Annotated in this window: 17 protein-coding genes; 6 read left to right on the top strand and 11 right to left on the bottom strand. The window is 58.8% G+C overall.

Annotated elements, in window-relative coordinates:
• The first annotated feature begins 92 nt into the window (after positions 1–92).
• Positions 93–2096, top strand: coding sequence for an alpha/beta hydrolase family protein (locus tag GRI69_RS02655; protein WP_160726756.1), 2004 nt, complete (start codon positions 93–95; stop codon positions 2094–2096).
• 116 nt (positions 2097–2212) lie between these two features.
• Here the strand turns inward: GRI69_RS02655 and GRI69_RS02650 are convergent, their stop codons facing one another.
• Entirely contained in the window at positions 2213–3007 is a 795-nt protein-coding gene (locus GRI69_RS02650; RefSeq protein ID WP_237452897.1) for a hypothetical protein, read from the bottom strand.
• A gap of 246 nt (positions 3008–3253) precedes the next feature.
• Positions 3254–3886: a hypothetical protein gene (locus GRI69_RS02645; protein WP_160726754.1), complete on the bottom strand. Its 633-nt coding sequence runs from the start codon at positions 3884–3886 to the stop codon at positions 3254–3256.
• Between the two features lie 127 nt (positions 3887–4013).
• Here GRI69_RS02645 and GRI69_RS02640 point away from each other — a divergent pair, with 127 nt between their 5' ends.
• Complete coding sequence (locus GRI69_RS02640) at positions 4014–7091, top strand: TonB-dependent receptor domain-containing protein (protein ID WP_160726753.1); 3078 nt, start codon at positions 4014–4016, stop codon at positions 7089–7091.
• 128 nt (positions 7092–7219) lie between these two features.
• On the opposite strand, the gene GRI69_RS02635 is transcribed toward GRI69_RS02640, so the two are convergent.
• Genes GRI69_RS02635 through GRI69_RS02625 form a run of 3 tightly spaced genes read right to left on the bottom strand, consistent with a single transcriptional unit; the run spans position 7220 to position 10549 of the window.
• Positions 7220–8119 carry a class I SAM-dependent methyltransferase gene (locus GRI69_RS02635; protein WP_160726752.1) on the bottom strand — a complete coding sequence of 300 codons (900 nt, stop codon included), beginning with the start codon at positions 8117–8119 and terminating at the stop codon, positions 7220–7222.
• On the bottom strand, positions 8112–9803 hold the full coding sequence (locus GRI69_RS02630) for a 2OG-Fe(II) oxygenase family protein (RefSeq protein ID WP_160726751.1): 1692 nt from the start codon (positions 9801–9803) through the stop codon (positions 8112–8114). Before GRI69_RS02630 ends, GRI69_RS02635 begins: the two co-directional genes overlap by 8 nt.
• Positions 9803–10549: a 2OG-Fe(II) oxygenase gene (locus GRI69_RS02625; RefSeq protein WP_160726750.1), complete on the bottom strand. Its 747-nt coding sequence runs from the start codon at positions 10547–10549 to the stop codon at positions 9803–9805. The genes GRI69_RS02630 and GRI69_RS02625 overlap by 1 nt, the downstream gene beginning before the upstream one ends.
• A gap of 129 nt (positions 10550–10678) precedes the next feature.
• Here GRI69_RS02625 and GRI69_RS02620 point away from each other — a divergent pair, with 129 nt between their 5' ends.
• Both GRI69_RS02620 and GRI69_RS02615 read left to right on the top strand, forming a co-directional pair.
• A complete protein-coding gene (locus GRI69_RS02620) occupies positions 10679–11851 on the top strand; it encodes an acetyl-CoA C-acetyltransferase (RefSeq protein WP_160726749.1) in 1173 nt (390 codons plus the stop codon).
• A 132-nt stretch (positions 11852–11983) separates the two neighbouring features.
• Entirely contained in the window at positions 11984–12769 is a 786-nt protein-coding gene (locus tag GRI69_RS02615) for an SDR family NAD(P)-dependent oxidoreductase (RefSeq protein ID WP_160726748.1), read from the top strand.
• Positions 12770–12845: 76 nt separating this feature from the next.
• Here the strand turns inward: GRI69_RS02615 and GRI69_RS02610 are convergent, their stop codons facing one another.
• Both GRI69_RS02610 and GRI69_RS02605 read right to left on the bottom strand, forming a co-directional pair.
• Positions 12846–13445, bottom strand: coding sequence for an SDR family oxidoreductase (locus GRI69_RS02610; protein WP_160726747.1), 600 nt, complete (start codon positions 13443–13445; stop codon positions 12846–12848).
• 28 nt (positions 13446–13473) lie between these two features.
• On the bottom strand, positions 13474–14853 hold the full coding sequence (locus GRI69_RS02605; protein ID WP_160726746.1) for an NAD-dependent succinate-semialdehyde dehydrogenase: 1380 nt from the start codon (positions 14851–14853) through the stop codon (positions 13474–13476).
• A 213-nt stretch (positions 14854–15066) separates the two neighbouring features.
• Here GRI69_RS02605 and GRI69_RS02600 point away from each other — a divergent pair, with 213 nt between their 5' ends.
• Both GRI69_RS02600 and GRI69_RS02595 read left to right on the top strand, forming a co-directional pair.
• A complete protein-coding gene (locus GRI69_RS02600; RefSeq protein ID WP_160726745.1) occupies positions 15067–15939 on the top strand; it encodes a crotonase/enoyl-CoA hydratase family protein in 873 nt (290 codons plus the stop codon).
• A 65-nt stretch (positions 15940–16004) separates the two neighbouring features.
• Positions 16005–16475 carry a MarR family winged helix-turn-helix transcriptional regulator gene (locus tag GRI69_RS02595; protein WP_160726744.1) on the top strand — a complete coding sequence of 157 codons (471 nt, stop codon included), beginning with the start codon at positions 16005–16007 and terminating at the stop codon, positions 16473–16475.
• Between the two features lie 45 nt (positions 16476–16520).
• Here the strand turns inward: GRI69_RS02595 and GRI69_RS02590 are convergent, their stop codons facing one another.
• The 4 genes from GRI69_RS02590 to GRI69_RS02575 all read right to left on the bottom strand — a co-directional run bounded on the left by GRI69_RS02590 (position 16521) and on the right by GRI69_RS02575 (position 20520).
• Positions 16521–17510, bottom strand: coding sequence for a type II secretion system F family protein (locus GRI69_RS02590; protein ID WP_160726743.1), 990 nt, complete (start codon positions 17508–17510; stop codon positions 16521–16523).
• Positions 17511–17529: 19 nt separating this feature from the next.
• A complete protein-coding gene (locus GRI69_RS02585; RefSeq protein WP_160726742.1) occupies positions 17530–18501 on the bottom strand; it encodes a type II secretion system F family protein in 972 nt (323 codons plus the stop codon).
• A gap of 87 nt (positions 18502–18588) precedes the next feature.
• Positions 18589–19866 (bottom strand): pilus assembly protein CpaE, encoded by a 1278-nt coding sequence (locus tag GRI69_RS02580; protein ID WP_202391788.1) that lies wholly within the window; start codon positions 19864–19866, stop codon positions 18589–18591.
• A gap of 3 nt (positions 19867–19869) precedes the next feature.
• A complete protein-coding gene (locus tag GRI69_RS02575) occupies positions 19870–20520 on the bottom strand; it encodes a CpaD family pilus assembly protein (RefSeq protein WP_160726741.1) in 651 nt (216 codons plus the stop codon).
• Positions 20521–20533: the final 13 nt, after the last annotated feature.

Here is a 20533-nt window from a genome sequence, read left to right as displayed (position 1 = left end):
CTTGAACGTGTAAATGAGGGCGGCTCCAGCTTCAGTGCTGGAGCCGCCCTTTTTACTTTCGACAAATGTAGGATCTTGTGAGAGTCGCCTTTATGAAAAAGTTTAGATCAACCCTCATGGCAGCAGCGGCAGGTGCGCTCTGCCTCGCTCTGCCGGCCGTGCCTGGACTGGCGCAAACCGCCATCTCCGGCCAACCGACCGTCCCACTTGACGTGTGGGCACTGCGCGACGTTGTGAATGCAGTCGAAGTATCGCCTGACGGCAAGCACGTGCTAGTTCAAAAGCTCGAAAGCAAGGAAGGCGAGTATCTCCTCGAGATCTACAAGATCGACGACATGTCGAAACCGTTCCGCCGCCTAAACGCCGACCCGATGGAAATCATCCAGGTGCAGTGGGTGAGCGATAACTACATCTTCGGCACTGCCTGGGAGCAGAACCGCAGCAGGGTGAATGGTCCCGAGGAGGGGACTTATGACTACAAGGCATTTTCCTACAATCTCGATACGAACAAATTCGCAGAGTTGCCGGGAAATTTCGGACTCGCTAACTTGCTTCCCAATGAACCTGACCACATCCTGGTTTCTTCGGGCAATGCCGTCGCAGACGCAACGGGCGTGGATCCCTTCGCCGCCTTCCGTCCGCGCTCTTATTACCGTTTCAATCTCAAGACGGGCGCTCGCTCGCTCGTGCTCAAGGGGAGTGAGAAATACCCCGACGCGGTGTTCGACAATGACGGCAATCCGCGCTGGACCGAAGGCTACGATCAGGGATCGAAGGAGCAGATTACCTACTACCGTTCGCCCGGCGACAGCTCGTGGAAAGAATTTCAACGCTATGACCAAGGTGAGCACGAAAATCTCTATCGCGTGCTTAGCGGTTTCATGGGCCTCAAGGGGTTTGATCCCGAAAATCCCAATATCGGCTATGTGATCGACAACCGTGGCGAGGACAAAGCCGCGCTGTGGGAATTCGATTTCAATACCGGCCAGTTCGGTGAGAAGCTTGCCGCCACCGACCAGGCCGATATCATGTGGACACAAACCCACTCGATTCCCGGTAATGACACGCTTGTGGCAGCTCGTTATCCATGGGCCAAGCGCGAACGCGTGTGGTTCGATGCCGAGGAGAAGGCTTTATACGATGCGCTCGAGGCGCAGATTCCCCAGTCTCACGCAGTCTCGATCACCAGCCGTTCGCGCGATGGCAATACGATGGTGGTCTACAATTCCGGGCCGCGCGATCCGGGGTCGTACTGGCTGATCAAGGATGGCCGGATGTCGAAACTCGGCAGCCGCAACCCGCTGATCCAGCCAGAACAACTCTCCGACGTGGAATTCATTCGCTATCAGGCGCGCGATGGCAAGATGATTGCGGGCTACGTCACGAAGCCCAAGGGTGAGGGACCATTCCCGCTCGTCGTACTTCCGCATGGCGGCCCTCATGTGAACGAGGTCATCGGTTACGACGAATGGGGCCAGTTGCTGGCAAATGCCGGCTATATGGTGCTCCAGCCGCAATACCGCATGTCAGTTGGCTGGGGTCAGGAATTGTTCGATTCCGCCTATGGGCAGCACGGGCTCGCCATGCAGGACGACAAGGACGACGGCGCGAAATATCTGATCGACCAGGGTCTCGTGGATCCCGACCGTGTGGCGATGTTCGGTTGGTCCTATGGGGGCTATGCCGCGCTCGTGGCCGCTTCGCGCGACCCGAATGTGTACCAGTGCGTCATCGCTGGCGCCGCCGTTGCGGATCCCGAGAAGGTCTACAAGCTACGCCGGAATCCCTATAGCCCGAAAGCTATCGATGATTGGGCGCAGCGTCGCGGCATGATTGGCATCAATCCGATCGATGAAGTTTCGAAGGTCAACGTGCCTTTGTTGATGGTTCATGGTGACGTCGACGCACGGGTGCTCTATTTCAACATGACCGACTATCGCGATGCGATGGAAGAGGCCGGCAAGACTGATGCCCAGTACCTTACGCTGAAAGGTGCCGATCACTTCTACAACACGCTGATGTACGAGCATCAGACGCAGTTCTATACGAAGATGCTGGACTTCCTAGCGAACGATTGCGGACCGGGCGGCCTTTGAGGCCTCAGGTCCTGTAAAACTAAAAGCCCGGCCGCAGTGCCGGGCTTTTTTGTATGAAGTCGCGAAACTCGACGCGGATTATCGGGCATATCCGTCGGCCCACGGGTTTTTCGATTCTAAAGCAAGGTCTGGCGTAAGGGCATGTCAACATCCATCTGCCCGGCAATGAGCCCCAGCCAGTGCTCAACCTGCTCGATTTCTTCTGATGTCGGCTTGTCTGCAGTGGTTTCGACCATCGGGCCGCCAAGCTTGGAATGGTTCGTAAACGCCGGGTTTGCCCCAAGGACCTCGGCAGTGTGTTCGCCAAGATCGACGCCGCCAAATGCGAGGACTGCCCGAATGGTTTCGCCGCGATTCTCGTTGAAGAAATCGCCGTCGAGCGTGCGCACTCTATCCTTGAAATCGCCCGTTGCGAGGCGGGTGAAGTAGTACTGGCTGAGAAGCCAGGCAAGGCCGGCAGCCTGCAGGTCGGTCATCGAAAACTGCTCTTCGGGCGACATGCCAAGGTCGACACCGGTATAGTTCTGCAGTTCGAGATATAATCGGCGCCCCCAGCGGTGCCCCATCAAGCCGCGCTTGCGCACGCTTTGCAAGAATGGCGCGACCGAATTGGTCATCAGCACCGCGCGAGCGTCAGGCTGAGCGCCGAGCAACTTTGGAACTAGGCGATTGGCGTGATTTGTTGATTTGACGAAGATCGCGTCGATTCCAGCCTTCTTTCGGCCCAGCAACCGCAGCAATGGCTTAATGAGCGGCTCTACCCCGGGGCCGCCGGATGCAAGGCTCGCAATGATGCCGGGCTCGCTCATGCCCATCGAAATGCCGGGAATGTTCAGCGCCCGGGCCAGCAGCGTCGAACGACAGAACGCCGTGTGGAAAATGAAATGGAGGGGCAAAGCATCGACCTCCATTTCGCTCACCTGATCGAACGATATCGAGATTCGGTCGGCGGGGTCGGTCGGTGCGTACTCAAAAAGAAACCCGGCTGCGGAATACCTTTCCTCGGGAACCCTGAGGAACTCGACCGTTCGTGTCTCCGAATTGAGCGCGTGCGGTATCCATTCAGGATTGGACTCGACATCTGGAATCATGAGACTTGAGGAATATCGTTCTTGAGGGCTAGGAATTCAGGACTTTGTTCGCAGGCCTGGCCGTGATCATCGAATACGGCTAGCCTTAACGCCCAGCGCCCCGTTCACTCGCAGCCAATACGAGGCCATGGCAGCTTTTTCCAACTCGATCTCGTCTCCGACTTCGGGCCTGAACTGGCGCGGAGTGTTTGTGGCTCTCCAGACACTACCTTCCGAAATCTCGATTTCCCAGTGATCGCTGCGAAGGCGGCGCAACCCGGTTATCCGCGACTGCAGAATCGTGTTTTCTTTTTCGTCGTCAGAGGCAAAGATGCCGATTTTGGGTAGGCTGAAGCCGAATAGGCCCCGTCGGGTCTCGGCAACATCTTCTTTGTCCAGCACCTGCAACTCGCCGCTGTCCTGACGTGCAATCACACTATCCACGGCCGCATCGAAACACGCTAGACGCGCCTCGTTTTGCTCGATTGTGCGGCAATCGCGCAAAGCTTGGAGCTGATTCCCGCGATCTTCCGCATCTTGAGCGTTCGCAGGAGCTGCAACACACGCAGCCACTGCCAAAGTGGATATGCCTGTTGCGCGGAATATGCTCATGAAATTGGTCACCGGATAATCCTCTCGATCGGCAAATGCCCTCCTACTCGCCGGGATTCGGTCACCAAAGTCAACTGTGACTCCATTGTCACACTCGCGGATTTCCATACCGCTTCCTCGCATCTGAGATTGCAGTGGAACGCGCCGTTGAAGTACGCCCCGCATATTCAGACTAGTTTCTGGATCAACTTTCTTATGGGGCACCGAAATGGTGCCCTCCTCAGAGGGGATAGAAATGTCTTACAAGTTTAACAAAGCCGCGTTGCTGACGGGCACGATCATGGCCGGTGCCATGGTTGTTTCGCCAGCCTATGCGCAGGTTGACGAACAGGTTAACGAGCCTGCACTTGAGCCGGGCGCTGCCGATGCTGAAATCGCGCCGATCATCGTTACGGGTTCGCGCATTGCGCGTCGCAACGTCGAAACGGCTGCTCCTGTCGCTGTTGTGCAGGACGAAGAATTCGAACTGTCGGGTACGGTCAACGTCGAAAACGTGATCAACACCCTGCCGCAGGTCATTCCGGGAACCACTTCGTTCTCGAATAACCCGGGCAACGGTGCTGCGACCCTGAACCTTCGTGGTCTCGGTGCCGCCCGTACACTGGTCCTCGTGAACGACCGTCGCTGGATGTTCTACGATACTGCCCAGATCGTCGACCTCAACACCATCCCGTCCTTCTTGCTCGACAGTGTCGATGTTGTTACCGGTGGTGCTTCGGCCGTTTACGGTTCGGATGCGCTTGCTGGCGTCGTTAACTTCCGTTTGCGCGACATCGAAGGTGTCGAGCTCGGCGGTCAGTACTCGATCACTGAACGTGGCGATGGCGCCCGTTACGAAGTGCATGGTGCGATCGGCACTAGCTTCGACGATGGCCGTGGTAACGCAACCGTATTTGCGGAATACTTCAACCGCAGCTCGATCTTCCAGTCGGACCGCGGATTCTCGAACTTCGCCCTTGGTGGTGAATCCTTCGGTGCGCCGTTGCAGCAGTTCGGTTCGGGCACTGTTCCTGAAGGCCGCATCAACGCTTCGGCAACCACCACGGTCCGTCCCGCGCTCGATCTCAACGGTGACGGCGATACATCCGATGCCGGTGAAGCAGCTGTAACCGCTCCGCTGGCTCAGGGCCTATTGGTCGATAACGGCGTATTCTTCACGCCGGGAACGCTCGGTGACGGCAACGGCTACACCTACAACTATGCTCCGGCCAACTATCTCCAGCTCCCGCAGGAACGTTATCTGATCGGTGGTTATGCCGATTACGATATCGGCGGCGGGCACACGATGTACACGGAAGTTGCTTTTGTGAACAACCGTGTGGCGCAGGAACTTGCTGCTACCCCGGTTACCGGCACCTATAACGTCAACATCGACGCTGTTTCGCCGTTCCTTGATCAAGCTGCGATCGATGAGTTGAACATTCTCGACCAGCGTGAGGCAGCCGCTGCTGCCCAGCGTCAGGCATTCAACGACAGCCTCGGCTATTGCGGTCCGGGCGGCATGGTGCCTGAAGACGGCACTCCCTGCTTCGGTGCTCTTCCGGGTGCAGAACTGGGTGTTGTCAGCACCGGCATCAACCGCCGTGTCATCGAAACCGGTTCGCGTAACTCGCTCGACGAGCGTAACGCATTCCGCGTCCTTGGTGGTATGCGTGGTCCGATCAACGATTACCTGAGCTACGATGCGTACTACATGTATGCACGTACCCGGAATGCCAACGTGCAGGCCGGCAACATCTCGCGTTCGGCTTTCCAGGCTGCGCTTGACGGTTCGGCTCCGGCGATCAACATCTTCGGTCTGAACACGCTCACACCGGCTCAGGTCGATCAGATCTCGATCCAGGCACAGAATGGCGACATCTCGACTCTCGAGAACGTTGTAGGCACCGTCTCGGGTACGTTTGGCGATTTCGCCATCGGTACCGCAGAGCCGGTCGGTTTCGCTCTAGGTGGCGAGTACCGCAGGGTCGCTTCGCAGTTCCTTCCGGACACCGCACTCGCTTCGGGTGACGTGATCGGCTTCAATGCCGGCTCGCCGACTGAAGGCGCTTACGATGTGAAGGAAGTCTTCGGCGAATTGAACATTCCGATCGAGTTCGGCAGTGCCCGTCTCGAGCTTACGGGCGCTGCGCGTTATTCGGACTATTCTCTTGAGGCTGTTGGCGGAACCTGGACTTACGCCGGTGGCGTGCAGTTCTCGCCGATCCCGGATATCACGCTGCGTGGTCAATATCAGCGTGCAGTTCGTGCGCCTAACGTCGGCGAACTCTTCGGTGGACAGGCAATCGGCTTCCCCGGTGCAACCGATCCGTGCGGTAGCGCGGACTTCCTCGCCGCTAATCCCGGCGCCGGTGACCTTTGCGTACAGAACGGTGTTCCTGCGGGTAACTTGGGTACCGGTGACGTCGTACAGCCGAACGCGCAGATCCCTGCCCTGTTCGGTGGTAACCCGGACCTCCAGGAAGAAACCTCGACCAGCTGGACGGCAGGTGTTGTCCTTCAGCCGAGCTTCTTCCCGGGCTTCACGCTTACGGCCGATTACTTCGACATCAAGGTCGAAGACTTCATCTCGATCGCAGGTGGTAGCTTGGCCGGTCTTCTGAACCTCTGCTTCGGTGAAGTTCAGGACCTCAACAGCCCGGTCTGTGAGCCGTTCGTGGGTACCCGTAACGGAGACGGTACGATTACTGTCGATAACCCGCCGCTCGTGGCAGGTGTGAACGTTGCAGAATATTCTGTCTCTGGTGTCGACCTTCAGGCGACCTACAGCACGGTTCTCCCGTTCTCGCTGCTGACCGGCACGGGTGAGCAGGATCTCAACCTGTCGTTCTTGGGAACTTGGACCGAAAGCAACAGCTTCCGTCCGGTTGCTGATCTCGAACGTACGATCGTATGCGACGGCCGCTTTGGCGTCGAGTGCGGCGATCCGACCGCTTCGTTCAAGTGGACGGCTCGTGCATCGTTCATCGACGGTCCGCTCACGACCTCGGTTCGTTGGCGTCATCTTTCGGGCGTCGAAGACGACGACGATACGGTGAACTACAACGACTTCAACGGTGTAGAGCGTATCCCGGCATACGATCTGGTCGACCTGACGTTCTCGTTCATGGCCAGCGAATCGACCACGTTCACCATCGGTGTGAACAATCTGTTCGATACTCTGCCGCAGACCCCGACGTTCAACGGTATCATCGTGTCGAGCGACAACAATGGTACGCTGCTTGGGGATAACCAGGAGCAGGCCAACACTTACCCGAGCACCTTCGACGTGCTGGGTCGCGACTTCTTCGCCTCGATCAACTTCAAGTTCTGATCGACACGTTCGAAGTAGCGTAAATACGGGCGGTGGACTTCGGTCCGCCGCCCTTTTTCTATTGGCACTGCAGCTTGCGAAGTTCGTCGCAGGCGGAACAGCGTGAATGCGCCGGTCCAGAGCCAAGCTTACATGATAATCAGTTCGGCGAAGGCAGGTTCACCGGGTAGGCGCACGGAGACCGTTTCGATCGGTAACCGACCCTGCCTTTGGAATCCCACCAGAAGGTGTTCTCGATTGTCGGCAGCCGCGCAGGCGTCTGCAAGCGACGCTATCCGTCCAAGTTCAGCCTCTGCTTGATCCGAGATAAGATCCAGCGTTGCGACCAAGTTTTCGTGCGCTCCGCCTTGTGCCATAATCAGTGTACGCCGAACGGCCTCGGGTAGCTCCCACGCTACCGAACCCTTGCCGAAGCGGGCCGCTCCATCAACCGCCATGTTCTGCGCTAAACCTATCGCCGCTTGTCGATCGGAGTCCTCGTCGTGGAGCATCTCCTTCACGTAATCGAAGAGACCCTTTTTGACTTTTACCCAAAGAATTTGCTCTTTTCGCTTGAGATTATGAGCAAGGATGGGCCCTCCGCCGAGATGGACCATCAGCCCGATAGAACTACCGGTTTTCACGACACGGAGAATCTCATCGGAGATAAGATCCGTATCGCCATACTCAAAGCCAAACTGACTCACTGCCGCATCGAAATGGCTGTCGGGGAAGGGAAGGTTTTCCATCGATATGCCGCCAATGAGTTCTATCCCGTCAGGCGCAGCGGGCAGGGGGCTGGAAAGGTCTATCCCCACGATCGATAAATCCGGCCGCGCCTGCAACAGGATCTTGGCAAGCTTCCCGCCACCCGTTCCGAGATCTAGAACCCGCGCGCCTTGTTTAAGATGTGCGGAAAAGTCCGCCCAGGCATCGAATTGGGCCCGGGTGATCGGATCCGGCCCGGACGAGACCACGGATCCAGCCGTTGAGGATTGCTGACGTTCCCAAAAGGCCTTCCAGGCCTTTTCTTTCTCCACCCTATCCATGGCGAGCTACACCGTCGGCTACAACGTCGAAAGCTACCGTCATTCGCAAGCCCCTCCCGAAACTGGTGGTCCCGTGATAAAGTGTACTTGGGAACAGGGCTAGGCATCCTTCCTGCGGTTCGATGGTTGTCAGCGGTCCGAGGTCCAGTCCCAGGTCGGGCGGAGGACGCCCGATCTCAAGCCACCCTTGCTGGTTTGCGGATTTCGCCTGGTCTGGAACGATAAGGTAAAGCGCGGAGCTCAGCATGCCCTGGGGGTGGATATGCGATGTGTGGAAATCGCCTCCGCCATGCATCCTGACCGACCAGGATCCTGCCAGAGACCATGGCGCGCTGCGGTGGCGCAAGAGTGGATGCGTTTCGTCATAAGGCGGTAAACCCGCTCGATAATCTTCCAGCGTCCCGACAATCGCTTCCTGCAACCGGGCGAACTCGGGTTCATGCCGATGAAACAGAATATGGCGCGTTTGCGTGCCTCCGCGCAGCGACTGGCCGAGAGGGAGAGGCGAATTTTCGTGAAGCTTGTGCAAGGTTTCGATGGCAGGTGGCAGGACGTTCTCGCTGTTGCGCAGTGGTATTAGCCGGACCAGCCCTGCCTGACCGTGTAGCCAATTCGCGCGGGGATCGTCATTCAGCCGCCAGACCAAGCCTAGCAGGGCGTAGGCGGAATGCGACACGGATTCATCGCCGATCGCGGTATCGAGCAGCGCTTCCGCCCGGGCCAACTCGCCGATCCGGATCCTGTGACGCGCTTCGTGGATGGCACGTTCGCTGGTGTCGAGGTCGAGATCGGCAAAGATCTTTTCAGCCCTTTTAGGCTGGCCGGCAGCGCCGGCATGGATGGCTTCGAGGAGAGCAAAGTATGGGAGTGAGCTGAATCTCTTGCGTGCTTCGGCTGAAACTTCGGCGGCTTCCTCGTTATAGTCCAGCCCCGCCAGCACTGCCGCATGGGCGGAAGGAATACCTGGGTCCGTGGGAACGCGCCTTGCCGCCTCGCGATAATGCGCGGCGAAGTCCTTTTCTCCTGCGGCCAAGCGCAGCTGAGAAAGGAATTTCAGTCCTTCCAGCCACTGCGGCGCCTGTGTAACGAGTTGTTCCGCAATATCGCGCGCGGCTGTGTGCTGTCCGGCCACATCCAGCGCCTGAGCTTTGCCCAGCCATAGATCGGCCTCCGAACTGTTGACCGCCAACGCCGCATCGAAGCGGGCAACTGCATTTTCTTCGCCCCGATCAAGTGCGGTGCGGGCTCTACCGTGCAAACCCTTTGCATGGCTGGGTTCAATGGCAAGACAGCGATCATAAGCCGCCGCCGCTTCCGCGGGCCGACCAGCAGATCGCGCGGTTGCTGCCCGGACCGACCAATAGCGCGCCTCGCGAGATCCGCTTTCCTCATGCTCTGTAAGCAGAGCCAGCCCCTCTTGATGGAGCCCCCGTTTCCCGAGAGCAATCGCTCGGTTGATGACAAATTCGAGGTTACGTGGCTCGAGCGCGAGTGCGCGGGAAAAGGCGGCGTCTGCAGCTTGGGGATTGCCGCTGCGCATCGCCATAGATCCCAAGGAATTGTGCAGCTGAGCATGCTCGGGATGTTCGGCCAATCCCCGTTCGAGAAGCCGCAAGCCCTCCTGTAGATTTCCCGACTGCTCTGCCGATATTGCGCGAGCAAACCAGTCTTGCGCAGTCGTCATCACTTGTCGCGTAGCCAGCCGACTATCGCTGTACGGCCCATCGGTGCGAATGGAGGGACATAGGAAACCATGTGGCTGGTCGGCACGGCGAAGAGATTGAGCGCGTTGAATCGCGGGCGGAAGCCTTCGACGATATCGCCCTCCTCATCAAGGAACAGCAGGTATCCTCCCCAATCCGGATGCCAGTTGTCCGGCGCAAAGTTGAGGGTGTAGGCAAAGCGCCATCCTTCGGCGACGTGGCTGTCGATGTGACGTCCCAGATAGTGGTTGGGTGCGAATAGCGAGGCCTGCCCATCGGCCTTGGTCAGTGTAGGCGTTGCGGTGATCTCGCGGGCCAGATCAAGGAATTCGGGTGCATTGATATATTCGAGGATCAACTCGTGCGGACCGCCCGGATCCCAGCCTTCCTGGATCGCAGTCAGTATCGGATATTGCGCAAACCGAAAGGCATAGTCGCCCCTTGCAGATGCCTGATGTGCTGCCATCGCCGCAGCGTTGACCCGTTCGGCACCACCCGGTGCCTGCACTTCTTCCTGGCGGAAGCTTTGCGGTTTGATTCCCGGTCCGTCGCCGGCCTGAACCGCCATGCCCCACTTGGTTGCGCGCGCGAGGATCATCTGGATCTCGCGCGCCGTTTCTTCGGTCAGGACATCGCGAACCTGGACGCGCCCGTTTTGCGCAAAGCGTTCGGCGAGCGCGGCTCGATCGAGGTTGGGATTGATCTCGAAAAGCTTCTTTTCAGCCATGACCAAGCCTTACGATGCGCTCTGCCTCCCCGCAAGCACAGGGCACCAACCAACGCCGCAAGCCGCACTTGACGTAAACGGAAAGCGGCCATAGTCCCGTATCAAATTGCAACGCAACTGGAGAGACCGATGCCCGAAGCCTATATCGTCGAAGCCGTACGCACTGCGGGCGGACGCCGGGGAGGGCGGCTTGCCGGGGTCCATCCGGTCGACTTGGCAGCGCAATCGCTCGATGCGGTGATGGAGCGTTCGGGGCTGGAGGCAAAGGCCGTCGACGATGTCGTCATGGGCTGCGTCAGCCAGGGCGGCGAACAGGCGATGCAGGTGGGACGAAATGCCGTTCTTGCCAGCAAGCGCCTCGGCGAGGGGGTACCCGCCGTGACCATCGACCGTCAGTGCGGCTCCAGCCAGCAGGCGATCCAGTTTGCTGCGCAGGCGGTGATGAGCGGAACGCAGGATGTCGTCATCGCCAGCGGAGTGGAGAGCATGACGCGGGTGCCCATGGGTTCGACCGCGATGTTCCATATGAAAGAGGGTCTGGGGAACTACAAATCGCCGGGTCTCGAAGAGAAATATCCCGGCATCCAGTGGTCTCAGTTCATGGGCGCGGAGATGATCGTGAAGAAGCATGGCTTCACCAAGGACGATCTCGACCGCTTTGCCTTGTCCAGTCATGAGAAGGCGATCGAGGCAACCCGCTCCGGCGCATTCCAGGGCGAAATCGTGCCGGTGGAGATCGATACCGCCGAAGGCACCGAGATGCATACGGTGGACGAAGGCATTCGCTTCGACGCCACGCTGGAAAGTATTGCAGGAGTGAAGCTGCTCAGTCCGGAAGGCACCATCACTGCCGCTTCGAGCAGCCAGATCTGCGACGGTTCCAGCGCGGTGCTGGTGGTCAGCGAAAAGGCGCTAAAGGAATATGGACTCACGCCACTGGCGCGCATTCACAACCTCACTGTCACGGCCGGTGATCCGGTCATCATGCTGGAAGAGCCGCTTTTCGCTACGGACCGTGCACTTGAACGCGCGGGCATGAAGATTTCCGACATCGATCTGTTCGAAGTCAACGAAGCCTTCGCGCCGGTGCCGCTGGCATGGCTGAAGCATACCGGTGCGGATCCGGAGAAGCTGAACGTCAATGGCGGTGCCATTGCGCTTGGCCATCCGCTCGGTGCATCGGGGACCAAGCTTATGGCCACGCTGGTTCACGCTCTGAAAGCGCGCGGCAAGAAATACGGCTTGCAGACGATGTGCGAAGGCGGCGGTGTCGCCAATGTTACGATCATCGAGGCGCTCTAAAGAAGACAATTGCTCCCGATCCCGTTCGTGCTGAGCCTGTCGAAGCACCGCTTTTCTTATGGCGCGGGATTTCAAAAGAAGTACGGCCCTTCGACAAGCTCAGGGCGAACGGAACCGAGAGGTAGATATACAATGGAAGTTAGCAGCAATACCCCCGCAGTCGTCACCGGAGGTGCATCGGGCCTTGGCGAAGCCACTGCCCGTGCCATCGCGGCCAGGGGCGCAAAGGTCGCCATTTTCGACATGAACGAAGAGAAGGGCGAAGCCGTCGCGAAGGACATCGGCGGGATCTTCTGCAAGGTAAACGTCACCAGCGATGAAGATGTAGACGCCGGTTTCGCCAAGGCGCGAGAGGCGCACGGACAGGAACGGATTCTGGTCAACTGCGCAGGCATCGGCAACGCGATCAAGACTGCCAAACGCGATAAGCAGACGGGCGAAATCAGCCACTTTCCGCTGCAGGCCTTTGAATTCGTGATCCAGGTGAACCTTGTCGGCACCTTCCGCTGCATTGCGAAATCGGCCGCCGGCATGATGACGCTCGACCCGTTGAGCGAAGACGGCGATCGCGGTGCGATCGTCAACACTGCATCGGTTGCCGGTGAAGACGGCCAGATGGGCCAGGCCGCCTATTCGGCATCAAAAGGCGGCGTGATCGGCATGACCCTGCCAATCGCGCGCGACCTGATGAGCGAAGGTATCCGGGTGAACACCATCCTCCCCGGCATCTTCAACACGCCGCTGATGAACGCCGCACCCCCGCAGGTGAAAGAGGCGCTGGCTGCCAGCGTTCCGTTCCCCAAGCGTCTCGGCAACCCGGACGAATATGCCATGCTCGCCATGACCATGATCGAATGCGGCTACTTCAATGGCGAGGACGTCCGGCTTGACGGCGCGATCCGCATGGCTCCGCGGTAGTCGTCGCCCCCTCTGATCAAGAAGCGCCGCCCGTTCGAACAGGAACGGGCGGCGCTTTGTACTTCAGTGCGTGAATTCAGCCGACCGTTTCCATCAGTCGGATTGCGCCCACCCATTCATCCTGCTCTGCTGCGTCGGCGAGTAGTACCGCGACATCGCCGCGAGCGGCTTTTCCCTTTGGATCGACGTCGTCACCGAGCCTGACTGATCCGGTCGGACCATCATCCGTCAAGGCGACTGGTCGCAGGATCGCGTATTCGAGCGAACTGCTTTTCAGCCGCTCGTCCGCCGCGTGCTTCGCTTCGAGGTAATGCGCCAGTTCGCTGTCCGGATCGGGATCGTCGGCGCCCACCGAACTCAGCATCACGAAACGGCGCACCCCGGTTCTCTCGGCGATATCGATCAGGCTGATCGCGCCGTCGCGGTCGACCTTGTCGGTCATTTCCGGGCCGGTATCGCCGCCCGAACCGGCAGCAAAGATGACGACTTCGTAGCCCTTTGTTACATCGTCTTCGAGGTCGGTAAGATCTCCCTCTCGCTGTGTCACGCCTTTCGGCAGGTTCTCCGTATCGGACGATGATCTTACGAGCGCGATGGGTTCATGGCCGCGTTCGCAAAGCTCGCTGACGAGGCGCAGGCCGGTGTTGCCGGTAGCTCCGGCGACTAGGATTTTCATGGACGGTCTCCTGTTGTTGTGCGGGCGATCAGGGAAGGAAGATGGACTTCGCGTTGACGAATTCCTTCATGCCGAAGCCGCCATGTTCGCGGCCATATCCGGAATCCTTGACGCCTCCGAAGGGCATGTTCGGATCGGCTGCTCCGAAAGAGTTGATGCGGATCATGCCGGTATCGAAGTGGTCGCGCGCGAGACGGATCGCCTTGTCCTGATCCTTGGTGAAGATGCCGCCACCAAGTCCATACCGGCTGTCGTTGGCGATGCGCATGGCGTCCTCGTCATCCTTCGCCCGGATGACTGAAGCGACGGGACCGAACAATTCATCGTCGTAGGCTGGTGTGCCCTTCTTGCAGTCGGCAAGGACGGTCGCCGGGTAATACCAGCCATCCGGATCATCCTCCGGGTCTCCGCCGCAGAGAAGGGTGCAGCCACCGTCGAGGCTTTTGCGTACCTGCTCCACTAGCGTATCGAACTGCTCCTTGCTGGACACCGGGCCGAGCTGGGTATTCTCCTGCGTGGGATCGCCCATCTTCGTTGCCTTCATCTGCTTCACGAAGCCCTCGACGAACTCCTCGTAGACCGCGTCGGTAACGATAAAGCGCTTGGCCGAAACGCAGGTCTCGCCGTTATTGTAGAGCCGCCCGGTAACGCAGGTTTTAACCGCCAGCTCGATGTCGGCGTCTTCAAGCACCAGATAGGCATCGTTCGATCCCAGCTCCAGGACTGTCTTCTTCAACGCCTCGGCAGCCTTGCTTCCGATGTGCCGACCAGCGCTATCGCTTCCCGTCATCGTGACCGCGCGGACTTTCTCATGGGTGATGATTTCGTCCGATGTATCGTGATCGACCAGCACGACTTCGAAGAGGCCCTTCGGAAGACCGGCCTCCAGACAAAGGTCGCGCAACAGCAACCCGCTGCCGGTGCAGATGGAAGCATGCTTGAGAATGCAGGCATTGCCCGCCATCGCATTGGCCGCCAGCACGCGCACCGGCTGATACAGCGGAAAATTCCACGGCTGGATGGAATAGATCACGCCGATAGGCGAATAGGTCACGATGCCGCGCTTCTTGCCGCCCGTATGTTCGCGCTCCTCGTCGGCAAGTTCAGAAGGGCCGTGATCGGCGCTGTATTCGAAAATACGCGCGCAAATTTCGACTTCCATCTTGCCGTCTTTCAGCAATTTGCCGGTCTCGCGTGTCATCAGGTCGCTGATGCGGTCCGAATTGTCACGAAGGGTCCCTGCAATCTTGCGCAGGACCTTCGCGCGATCTTCGTGGCTTCGTGTCTTCCATTCGACAAAGGCGTTGTGCGCTGCCTCGATCTTGGCGAAGGCTTCGTCTTTCGACATGAGATCGTAGGTTTCGATTGGTTCACGCGTTGCGGGGTTGCAGGTCTGGATTTGCGCCATGGGTGCACCTTGATGATGATTGATTGAAGGTTCGTATTTGCAACGGATCCTTCAGGCTCATGTTCCGGACTCTATTTCCCGGACCCTGGGGAACCCTCGTCGGCGAGGCCTTTCAGCGCACGCAGAAGCCAGTCAGGTTTTACAACGAGCCGCTTCCAATTTGCCGAGGAGCGTGTTCCAAGTGGACCCGACAGAGAGGCCTGAGGAAATCAAATGAGTGACTACACCCAGATCAAACTCGATATCGCCGATGGGATCGCCACCGTCACGCTTCATCGCCCGGAAAAGATGAATGCGTTCACGCGGATCATGATGCAGGAATTCATCGACGCGCTTGATGTGACCGATGCCGACGACAGCGTGCGGGCGGTTATCGTGACGGGCCACGGCGAGCGTGCGTTCTGTGCGGGGGCGGACCTTACTCCCGAAGGCGGAGGTCACGTATTCTCGGATCCGAACCCTGTCGAGGACCTGTCGGATGAGCGAGTCCGCGATGGGGGCGGGCGGCTGACCTTGCGACTGTTCAATTCCAAAAAGCCGCTGATCGGGGCCTGCAACGGGGTCGCCGTGGGTGTCGGCGCGACGATGCAATTGCCGTTCGACATTCGAATTTGCAGCGAAAATGCGCGCTTTGGCTTCGTTTTTGCGCGGCGCGGGATCACGCCGGAGGCTGCCTCAAGCTGGTTCCTTCCACGGCTCGTCGGGATGCAGACCGCGATAGAGTGGTGTATGACTGGACGCATTTTCGATGCGAATGAAGCGCTTCATCGGGGTCTTGTTCGTTCAGTTCATCCGTCCGATGGTCTGATGAAAGCAGCTATCAAACTCGCGCGGGAGATCGCCGACAACACCTCTGCGGTGTCGGTCGCCATGACCCGGGCAATGATGTGGCGGCTCGGAGCCGGCGGACACCCGATGGATGCGCACCGGATCGACAGCCGTTCGATCTACCGTCTCAGTCGTAGCGCCGATGCCAAGGAGGGTATCGCCAGCTTCCTCGAGAAGCGCCCGCCCAACTACCCGGATACCGTCGGCGAGGACATGCCCGATTTTTATCCGTGGTGGGATGAGCCCGGATATAATTAGTTGCAAGTGAGATGGTCACAGTTGCAACCTTGTAAATCAGGGTGATCGGACTAGACGTGTGAGCCATGTCCACTCGTAAGCCCGCCAAGCGTCTCGCCGAATTCCTCCCCTATCAATTGTCGGTCGCCTCGAATGCGGTGTCTACCCGCATTGCCGAGCAATATCGCAAGCGTTTTGCGCTGAAGACCACCGAATGGCGGGTCATGGCCGTGCTCGGAGATAGCGGCCCAACCACCCAGCGCGAACTCACCCAGGCGACGTTGATGGACAAGGTGCCGGTCAATCGCGCGTGCAAGACGCTGGAGCAGCGCGGTCTCGCGGAGCGCAAACCCAATGCGAACGATGGCCGGTCGCACATGCTTGAACTGACGGCGGAGGGCAGGGCGGTGCATGCCGGGATCATGCCTCTTGCGCTCAAGATCGAGGCAGAACTGTTTTCGGTGCTCAGCCAAGAAGAGCAGTTCGCCATGCGCGACATGCTTTCCCGCTTGCGCGAAAGTGCCGGAGATTTCGATGCAGAAAGCCTCGCCGACTGATCAGGTCGACGAGGCTTCGAGCTTTTCGGGACCTTTCTGAACCTGTTAGTTCATGAAGGAGTCCGAGATGTCGCAGGCTGCCGGACCCAGGATCACGATGAAGAGAACCGGCAAGATGAACAAGATGAGCGGCACGGTCATGATGGCCGGCAGGCGCGCCGCCTTTTCCTCAGCGCGCATCATGCGCTCGTTACGGAATTCCGCTGACAGGACGCGCAGCGCCGACGCGAGCGGCGTGCCGTAGCGCTCTGTCTGTACCATCGTGGTGACCACGCCTTTTACCGCTTCCAAATTCACGCGAAAGGCCAGATTGTCGAAGGCTTTTTTACGCTCGTTCAGGAACGAGAGCTCGATCGCCGTCAGGGCAAATTCGTCGCCCAGTTCGGGGTAGGCGCGCCCCAGTTCCTTGGCGACGCGATTGAACGCAGCATCGACGGTAAGACCGGCTTCTGCGCAGATGACCAGCAGATCGAGTGCATCGGGCAAACCTTTTCGGATAGCGTCAGTGCGTTTGCCAGCGATGTTGCTGAGATAGATTTCCGGACCTTTGTAACCAAGGAATAGCGCTGCACCGAGCGCGGCCACGCGCTTGAACTGCCAGTCGGGATAGATTTCGATACCGTAGAGCAGGATGGCGGCGACAGTTCCCAATACGACCGGCAGAATCATGCGCAGGCCGATCAGGATGACAGCGACTTCCTTGTTGCGGAAACCTGCCCAGGCAAGCTTTTGCTGCATCTCCACGACCTGGCTGTCCTGAAGCACCTTCATATTGCCGAGGGTTTCGCGTACCTTGTCGGTCGTGTTCGTCTTGCGCACGAGACTTTGGCGCTTTTTCGCACTTGCGGTCACAAGGCCGAGCTTGAGTTCTTCGCGCCTGCCTTCCAGGGCCTTTACGCGCTTCGTCATCGGATCCCTGATCGTGATCGCCGTATAGATGGCGAGCAGGACTGCCATTGCAGCAACTCCCGCAAGGATAGAGCCGACGAGGATGACATCGAAGCCAAGTAGAGTAGGGCCGGTTCCGCTTTCCATTGTATCTGTCCCTAATCAATTAGATTTCGAAGCTGACCATCTTGGCCATGATGAAGCCGCCGATGCTCATCCACACCAGGCCACCCAGCCCGGTCACAATGAGGCGATCATCTTCGAAAAAGCCGCCGACGTAGCTGGGGTTGATCCACCAGATCATCGTGAACACGATAAAAGGTAGCGAGCCCACGATATAGGCCGAGGCTTTCGATTCCGAACTCATGGCCCTGATCTTGAGCTTCATCTGCGCGCGTTTGCGAAGCACATCCGAAAGATTGGATAGCGTCTCGGCAAGATTACCGCCGGTCTCGCGCTGGATCGCTAGAGTGATGCAAAAGAAATTGAATTCGGGAATGTTTAGCCGGTCTGCAGTTTCCTGGAGAGACTCCTCCATCGTGCGCCCGATCTTGATACGCTCGACGATGGCCTTGAACTCCTGACCAACCGGGCCGGGAACTTCCTGTGCTACCACGGACAACGTCTCGGTCACTGGAAGCCCGGAGCGCAGTCCGCGAACCAGCAGTTCGATCGCATCGGGAAACTTGACATTGAACTGCGCTGTGCGGCGCTTGATCGCCTGGCCCACGACGAAGTGCGGAATGCCCGCGCCCGCGAAGATGCCTACGCCGAAAGATAGCGGCAATGAACCGGACCGCAGGAAGAGTATTATGGCGACGAACAGACCAACGCCGATCGTCGCATAGGTATATTGGGTAAGCGTCCAGTTCTTTCCTGTGCGATGCAAACGCAAGGCAAGCGCTTCGATCCGGGAATTGGAGCCGGCCTGCCTGAACTGCTTGGGCTTCCGAGCAGCAATCGCTTTTTTGAGCTGCGATTCCACCTTCGCGTCTGTGCTGTCGGAGTGGCGGAAACGCACTTGCTGCAGGCGGCGCTGGCTAGCCTTCGAGGCATTCGAGCCGGATACGGCGACGAACGCAAGGATCAAAAGGCCGAAAACGCCGCCGATCATTAGCACGAGCTGGATCGTGTTCATTTATCTACTCCGTCCGGTCCGTTCCCTAAGCCCCGGAGACAAACGGAAAGGCTTCCAATGCTTTTCCGTTTGTCTCCGGTTCACTCGTCAGGCGTCGGCCTTGTCCTTCTTAGACATCAGCGATTTCAGGTCGAAGTTACCCAACAGGGACTTCTTGCTGTCTGCCTCAGCAGCATCTTCGCCGTCCTCATCGCCGATCCCGATGATCTTGCTTGCCACCTGCTTGATCCCTGCGCTGACTTTGCTTGAGCTATTGGCATCGATAAAGGTCTTGCCGAGCTTGGCAGCAACGCTTGATCCCTTTTGATCGAAGGGTATCACCACATCGATCTTCCGCTCGATCGATGCTTCGAAATCGGCTTTGCTTATTTCGGCACTACCCGGCTGGACCTTGTTCGCCACGATGAGCGGCTTCACATGACCCGCATTGGTTTTGAGCCAGGACAGGACGCGGATCGTGTCGCGTGCCGACGCAAGCGTCATCTCGCACACGATCGTTGCCACGTTCACATCGTTCAGCACATGCGGGAAGTTGATCAGCATGTTGCGCGGAAGATCGACGAGGGTCATTTCGAAGGCGTGCCGAAACTCTTCCTGAAGCTGGAGGAAGGCCGCACCATCGGTCATTAGCGGCGAGTTGATCGGGGCCTCTGCCGAAAGAATTGCCAGGTTCTCATTCGCGCGGATCATGGCGCGTTCGATGAACAGGCCATCGATGCGGCTCGGATTGTCGATCGCGTCGGTGAGGCCACGGCCAGGCTCGAGATCGAGTGTCAGGGCGCCAGTGCCGAAGTGCACGTCGAGATCGAGGAGTGCCGTCGGCATTTTCCGGTCGGCGCTATAATGCCAGGCCAGCGAAGTCGCGATTGTGGAAGCGCCAACTCCCCCGCGGGTTCCGATGATCGCAGTCGAGATGTGACGCGTGATCTGCTCCCCCTCGCCGGAGCGCGGAGCGGCAAAGACCGCCTGCGCTGCGTTGAGCGAATCCCGCAATACAGGCGCTGATAGAGGCTTGAGCAGATAGTCGTGAATCCCGCTCGCGAGCAGGTCGCGATAGAGACGAACGTCGTTGACCTGGCCGATGGCGATTACCACGGTACCTGGCTCGCACACTTCGGCGAGGCCGTTGATGTCGTTGAGGGGATCGCCGCTTTCCGACAGATCGACCATCAGGATGTTGGGGCTGGCCGACACCGAGAGCGACTGGACTGCGTTGCGCAGGCCGCCCTTGTTGCACTTCTCCGGCTGCCAGCCGAGCTCGATCACCACCGGACGCAGGACGTCCAGCGCAGTCTCGTCGCAGATATAGGCTGCGAACGGATCGCGATTGCCGGGCATGCCGCCCGATTTCGGAAAAGCGCTCATGGCTCAGTTGCCTCCCTGGCTGCTTACCTCGGGAAGCCCGCCAGTTCCGGTCGGTGCCATTTCCCGATAGGCCTCAATGGCCTTGGTCGAAGTGGTTACAATCGTTTCACCTGTGCCCTGCTGACCTTGGACAAGGTCTTCCGGGTTGGCGATCATGGCCGCCAGATTGCCGTTGGTGGCGCAGCCATAGTTCGGATTTGTCGCGTTGAGGTCGTTCGATTCGTCCGTGTGCGACCAGTCCGGACATCCGGGCACGGAAGCGCTGGTACGCGTGATGACGATGCGTGCCTGTCCGGGGCCGGCGGGTCCGGCAGTAACCGGAGCGCCTTCAGCGACCAGCAGGCCATAGCGGCCGGCAATTTCCGCGACATCGTCGCGCAAGGCGAGGCTGTTGCTGCCATCATCGATCGAAACACGATCGCCGAACCGCAGGTCCATGCTGTCGAACCAGCCAGCCAGGCGCTGCTGTTCGGAGACCGGCAAGCCTTCCGAAGTCGTGTTCAGATCGAACACGTAGTTCGAGCGTTCGACGACCGGCTGTTTGACGCTGTAAAGAGTCCGGTTGGACATGTTGGACGGACCGCAGGCGCCAAGGGCGAGGGCCAGCGAGGCCATCATCGGAGCTGCGAGAGCGCGAGTGCTGAATTTGCTCATGGTTCTCGGGTCC

The organism is Qipengyuania vulgaris, assembly GCF_009827325.1.
Classification (GTDB): domain Bacteria; phylum Pseudomonadota; class Alphaproteobacteria; order Sphingomonadales; family Sphingomonadaceae; genus Qipengyuania; species Qipengyuania vulgaris.
This window is presented reverse-complemented; position numbering and strand designations above follow the sequence as displayed.

What these genes read in the sequence shown, in the direction of transcription:
- GRI69_RS02655 (WP_160726756.1), top strand. Translation starts at nt 93, where the DNA reads ATGAAAAAGTTTAGATCAACCCTCATGGCAGCAGCGGCAGGTGCGCTC.
- GRI69_RS02650 (WP_237452897.1), bottom strand. Translation starts at nt 3,007, where the DNA reads ATGGAGGTCGATGCTTTGCCCCTCCATTTCATTTTCCACACGGCGTTC.
- GRI69_RS02645 (WP_160726754.1), bottom strand. Translation starts at nt 3,886, where the DNA reads ATGGAAATCCGCGAGTGTGACAATGGAGTCACAGTTGACTTTGGTGAC.
- GRI69_RS02640 (WP_160726753.1), top strand. Translation starts at nt 4,014, where the DNA reads ATGTCTTACAAGTTTAACAAAGCCGCGTTGCTGACGGGCACGATCATG.
- GRI69_RS02635 (WP_160726752.1), bottom strand. Translation starts at nt 8,119, where the DNA reads ATGGATAGGGTGGAGAAAGAAAAGGCCTGGAAGGCCTTTTGGGAACGT.
- GRI69_RS02630 (WP_160726751.1), bottom strand. Translation starts at nt 9,803, where the DNA reads ATGACGACTGCGCAAGACTGGTTTGCTCGCGCAATATCGGCAGAGCAG.
- GRI69_RS02625 (WP_160726750.1), bottom strand. Translation starts at nt 10,549, where the DNA reads ATGGCTGAAAAGAAGCTTTTCGAGATCAATCCCAACCTCGATCGAGCC.
- GRI69_RS02620 (WP_160726749.1), top strand. Translation starts at nt 10,679, where the DNA reads ATGCCCGAAGCCTATATCGTCGAAGCCGTACGCACTGCGGGCGGACGC.
- GRI69_RS02615 (WP_160726748.1), top strand. Translation starts at nt 11,984, where the DNA reads ATGGAAGTTAGCAGCAATACCCCCGCAGTCGTCACCGGAGGTGCATCG.
- GRI69_RS02610 (WP_160726747.1), bottom strand. Translation starts at nt 13,445, where the DNA reads ATGAAAATCCTAGTCGCCGGAGCTACCGGCAACACCGGCCTGCGCCTC.
- GRI69_RS02605 (WP_160726746.1), bottom strand. Translation starts at nt 14,853, where the DNA reads ATGGCGCAAATCCAGACCTGCAACCCCGCAACGCGTGAACCAATCGAA.
- GRI69_RS02600 (WP_160726745.1), top strand. Translation starts at nt 15,067, where the DNA reads ATGAGTGACTACACCCAGATCAAACTCGATATCGCCGATGGGATCGCC.
- GRI69_RS02595 (WP_160726744.1), top strand. Translation starts at nt 16,005, where the DNA reads ATGTCCACTCGTAAGCCCGCCAAGCGTCTCGCCGAATTCCTCCCCTAT.
- GRI69_RS02590 (WP_160726743.1), bottom strand. Translation starts at nt 17,510, where the DNA reads ATGGAAAGCGGAACCGGCCCTACTCTACTTGGCTTCGATGTCATCCTC.
- GRI69_RS02585 (WP_160726742.1), bottom strand. Translation starts at nt 18,501, where the DNA reads ATGAACACGATCCAGCTCGTGCTAATGATCGGCGGCGTTTTCGGCCTT.
- GRI69_RS02580 (WP_202391788.1), bottom strand. Translation starts at nt 19,866, where the DNA reads ATGAGCGCTTTTCCGAAATCGGGCGGCATGCCCGGCAATCGCGATCCG.
- GRI69_RS02575 (WP_160726741.1), bottom strand. Translation starts at nt 20,520, where the DNA reads ATGAGCAAATTCAGCACTCGCGCTCTCGCAGCTCCGATGATGGCCTCG.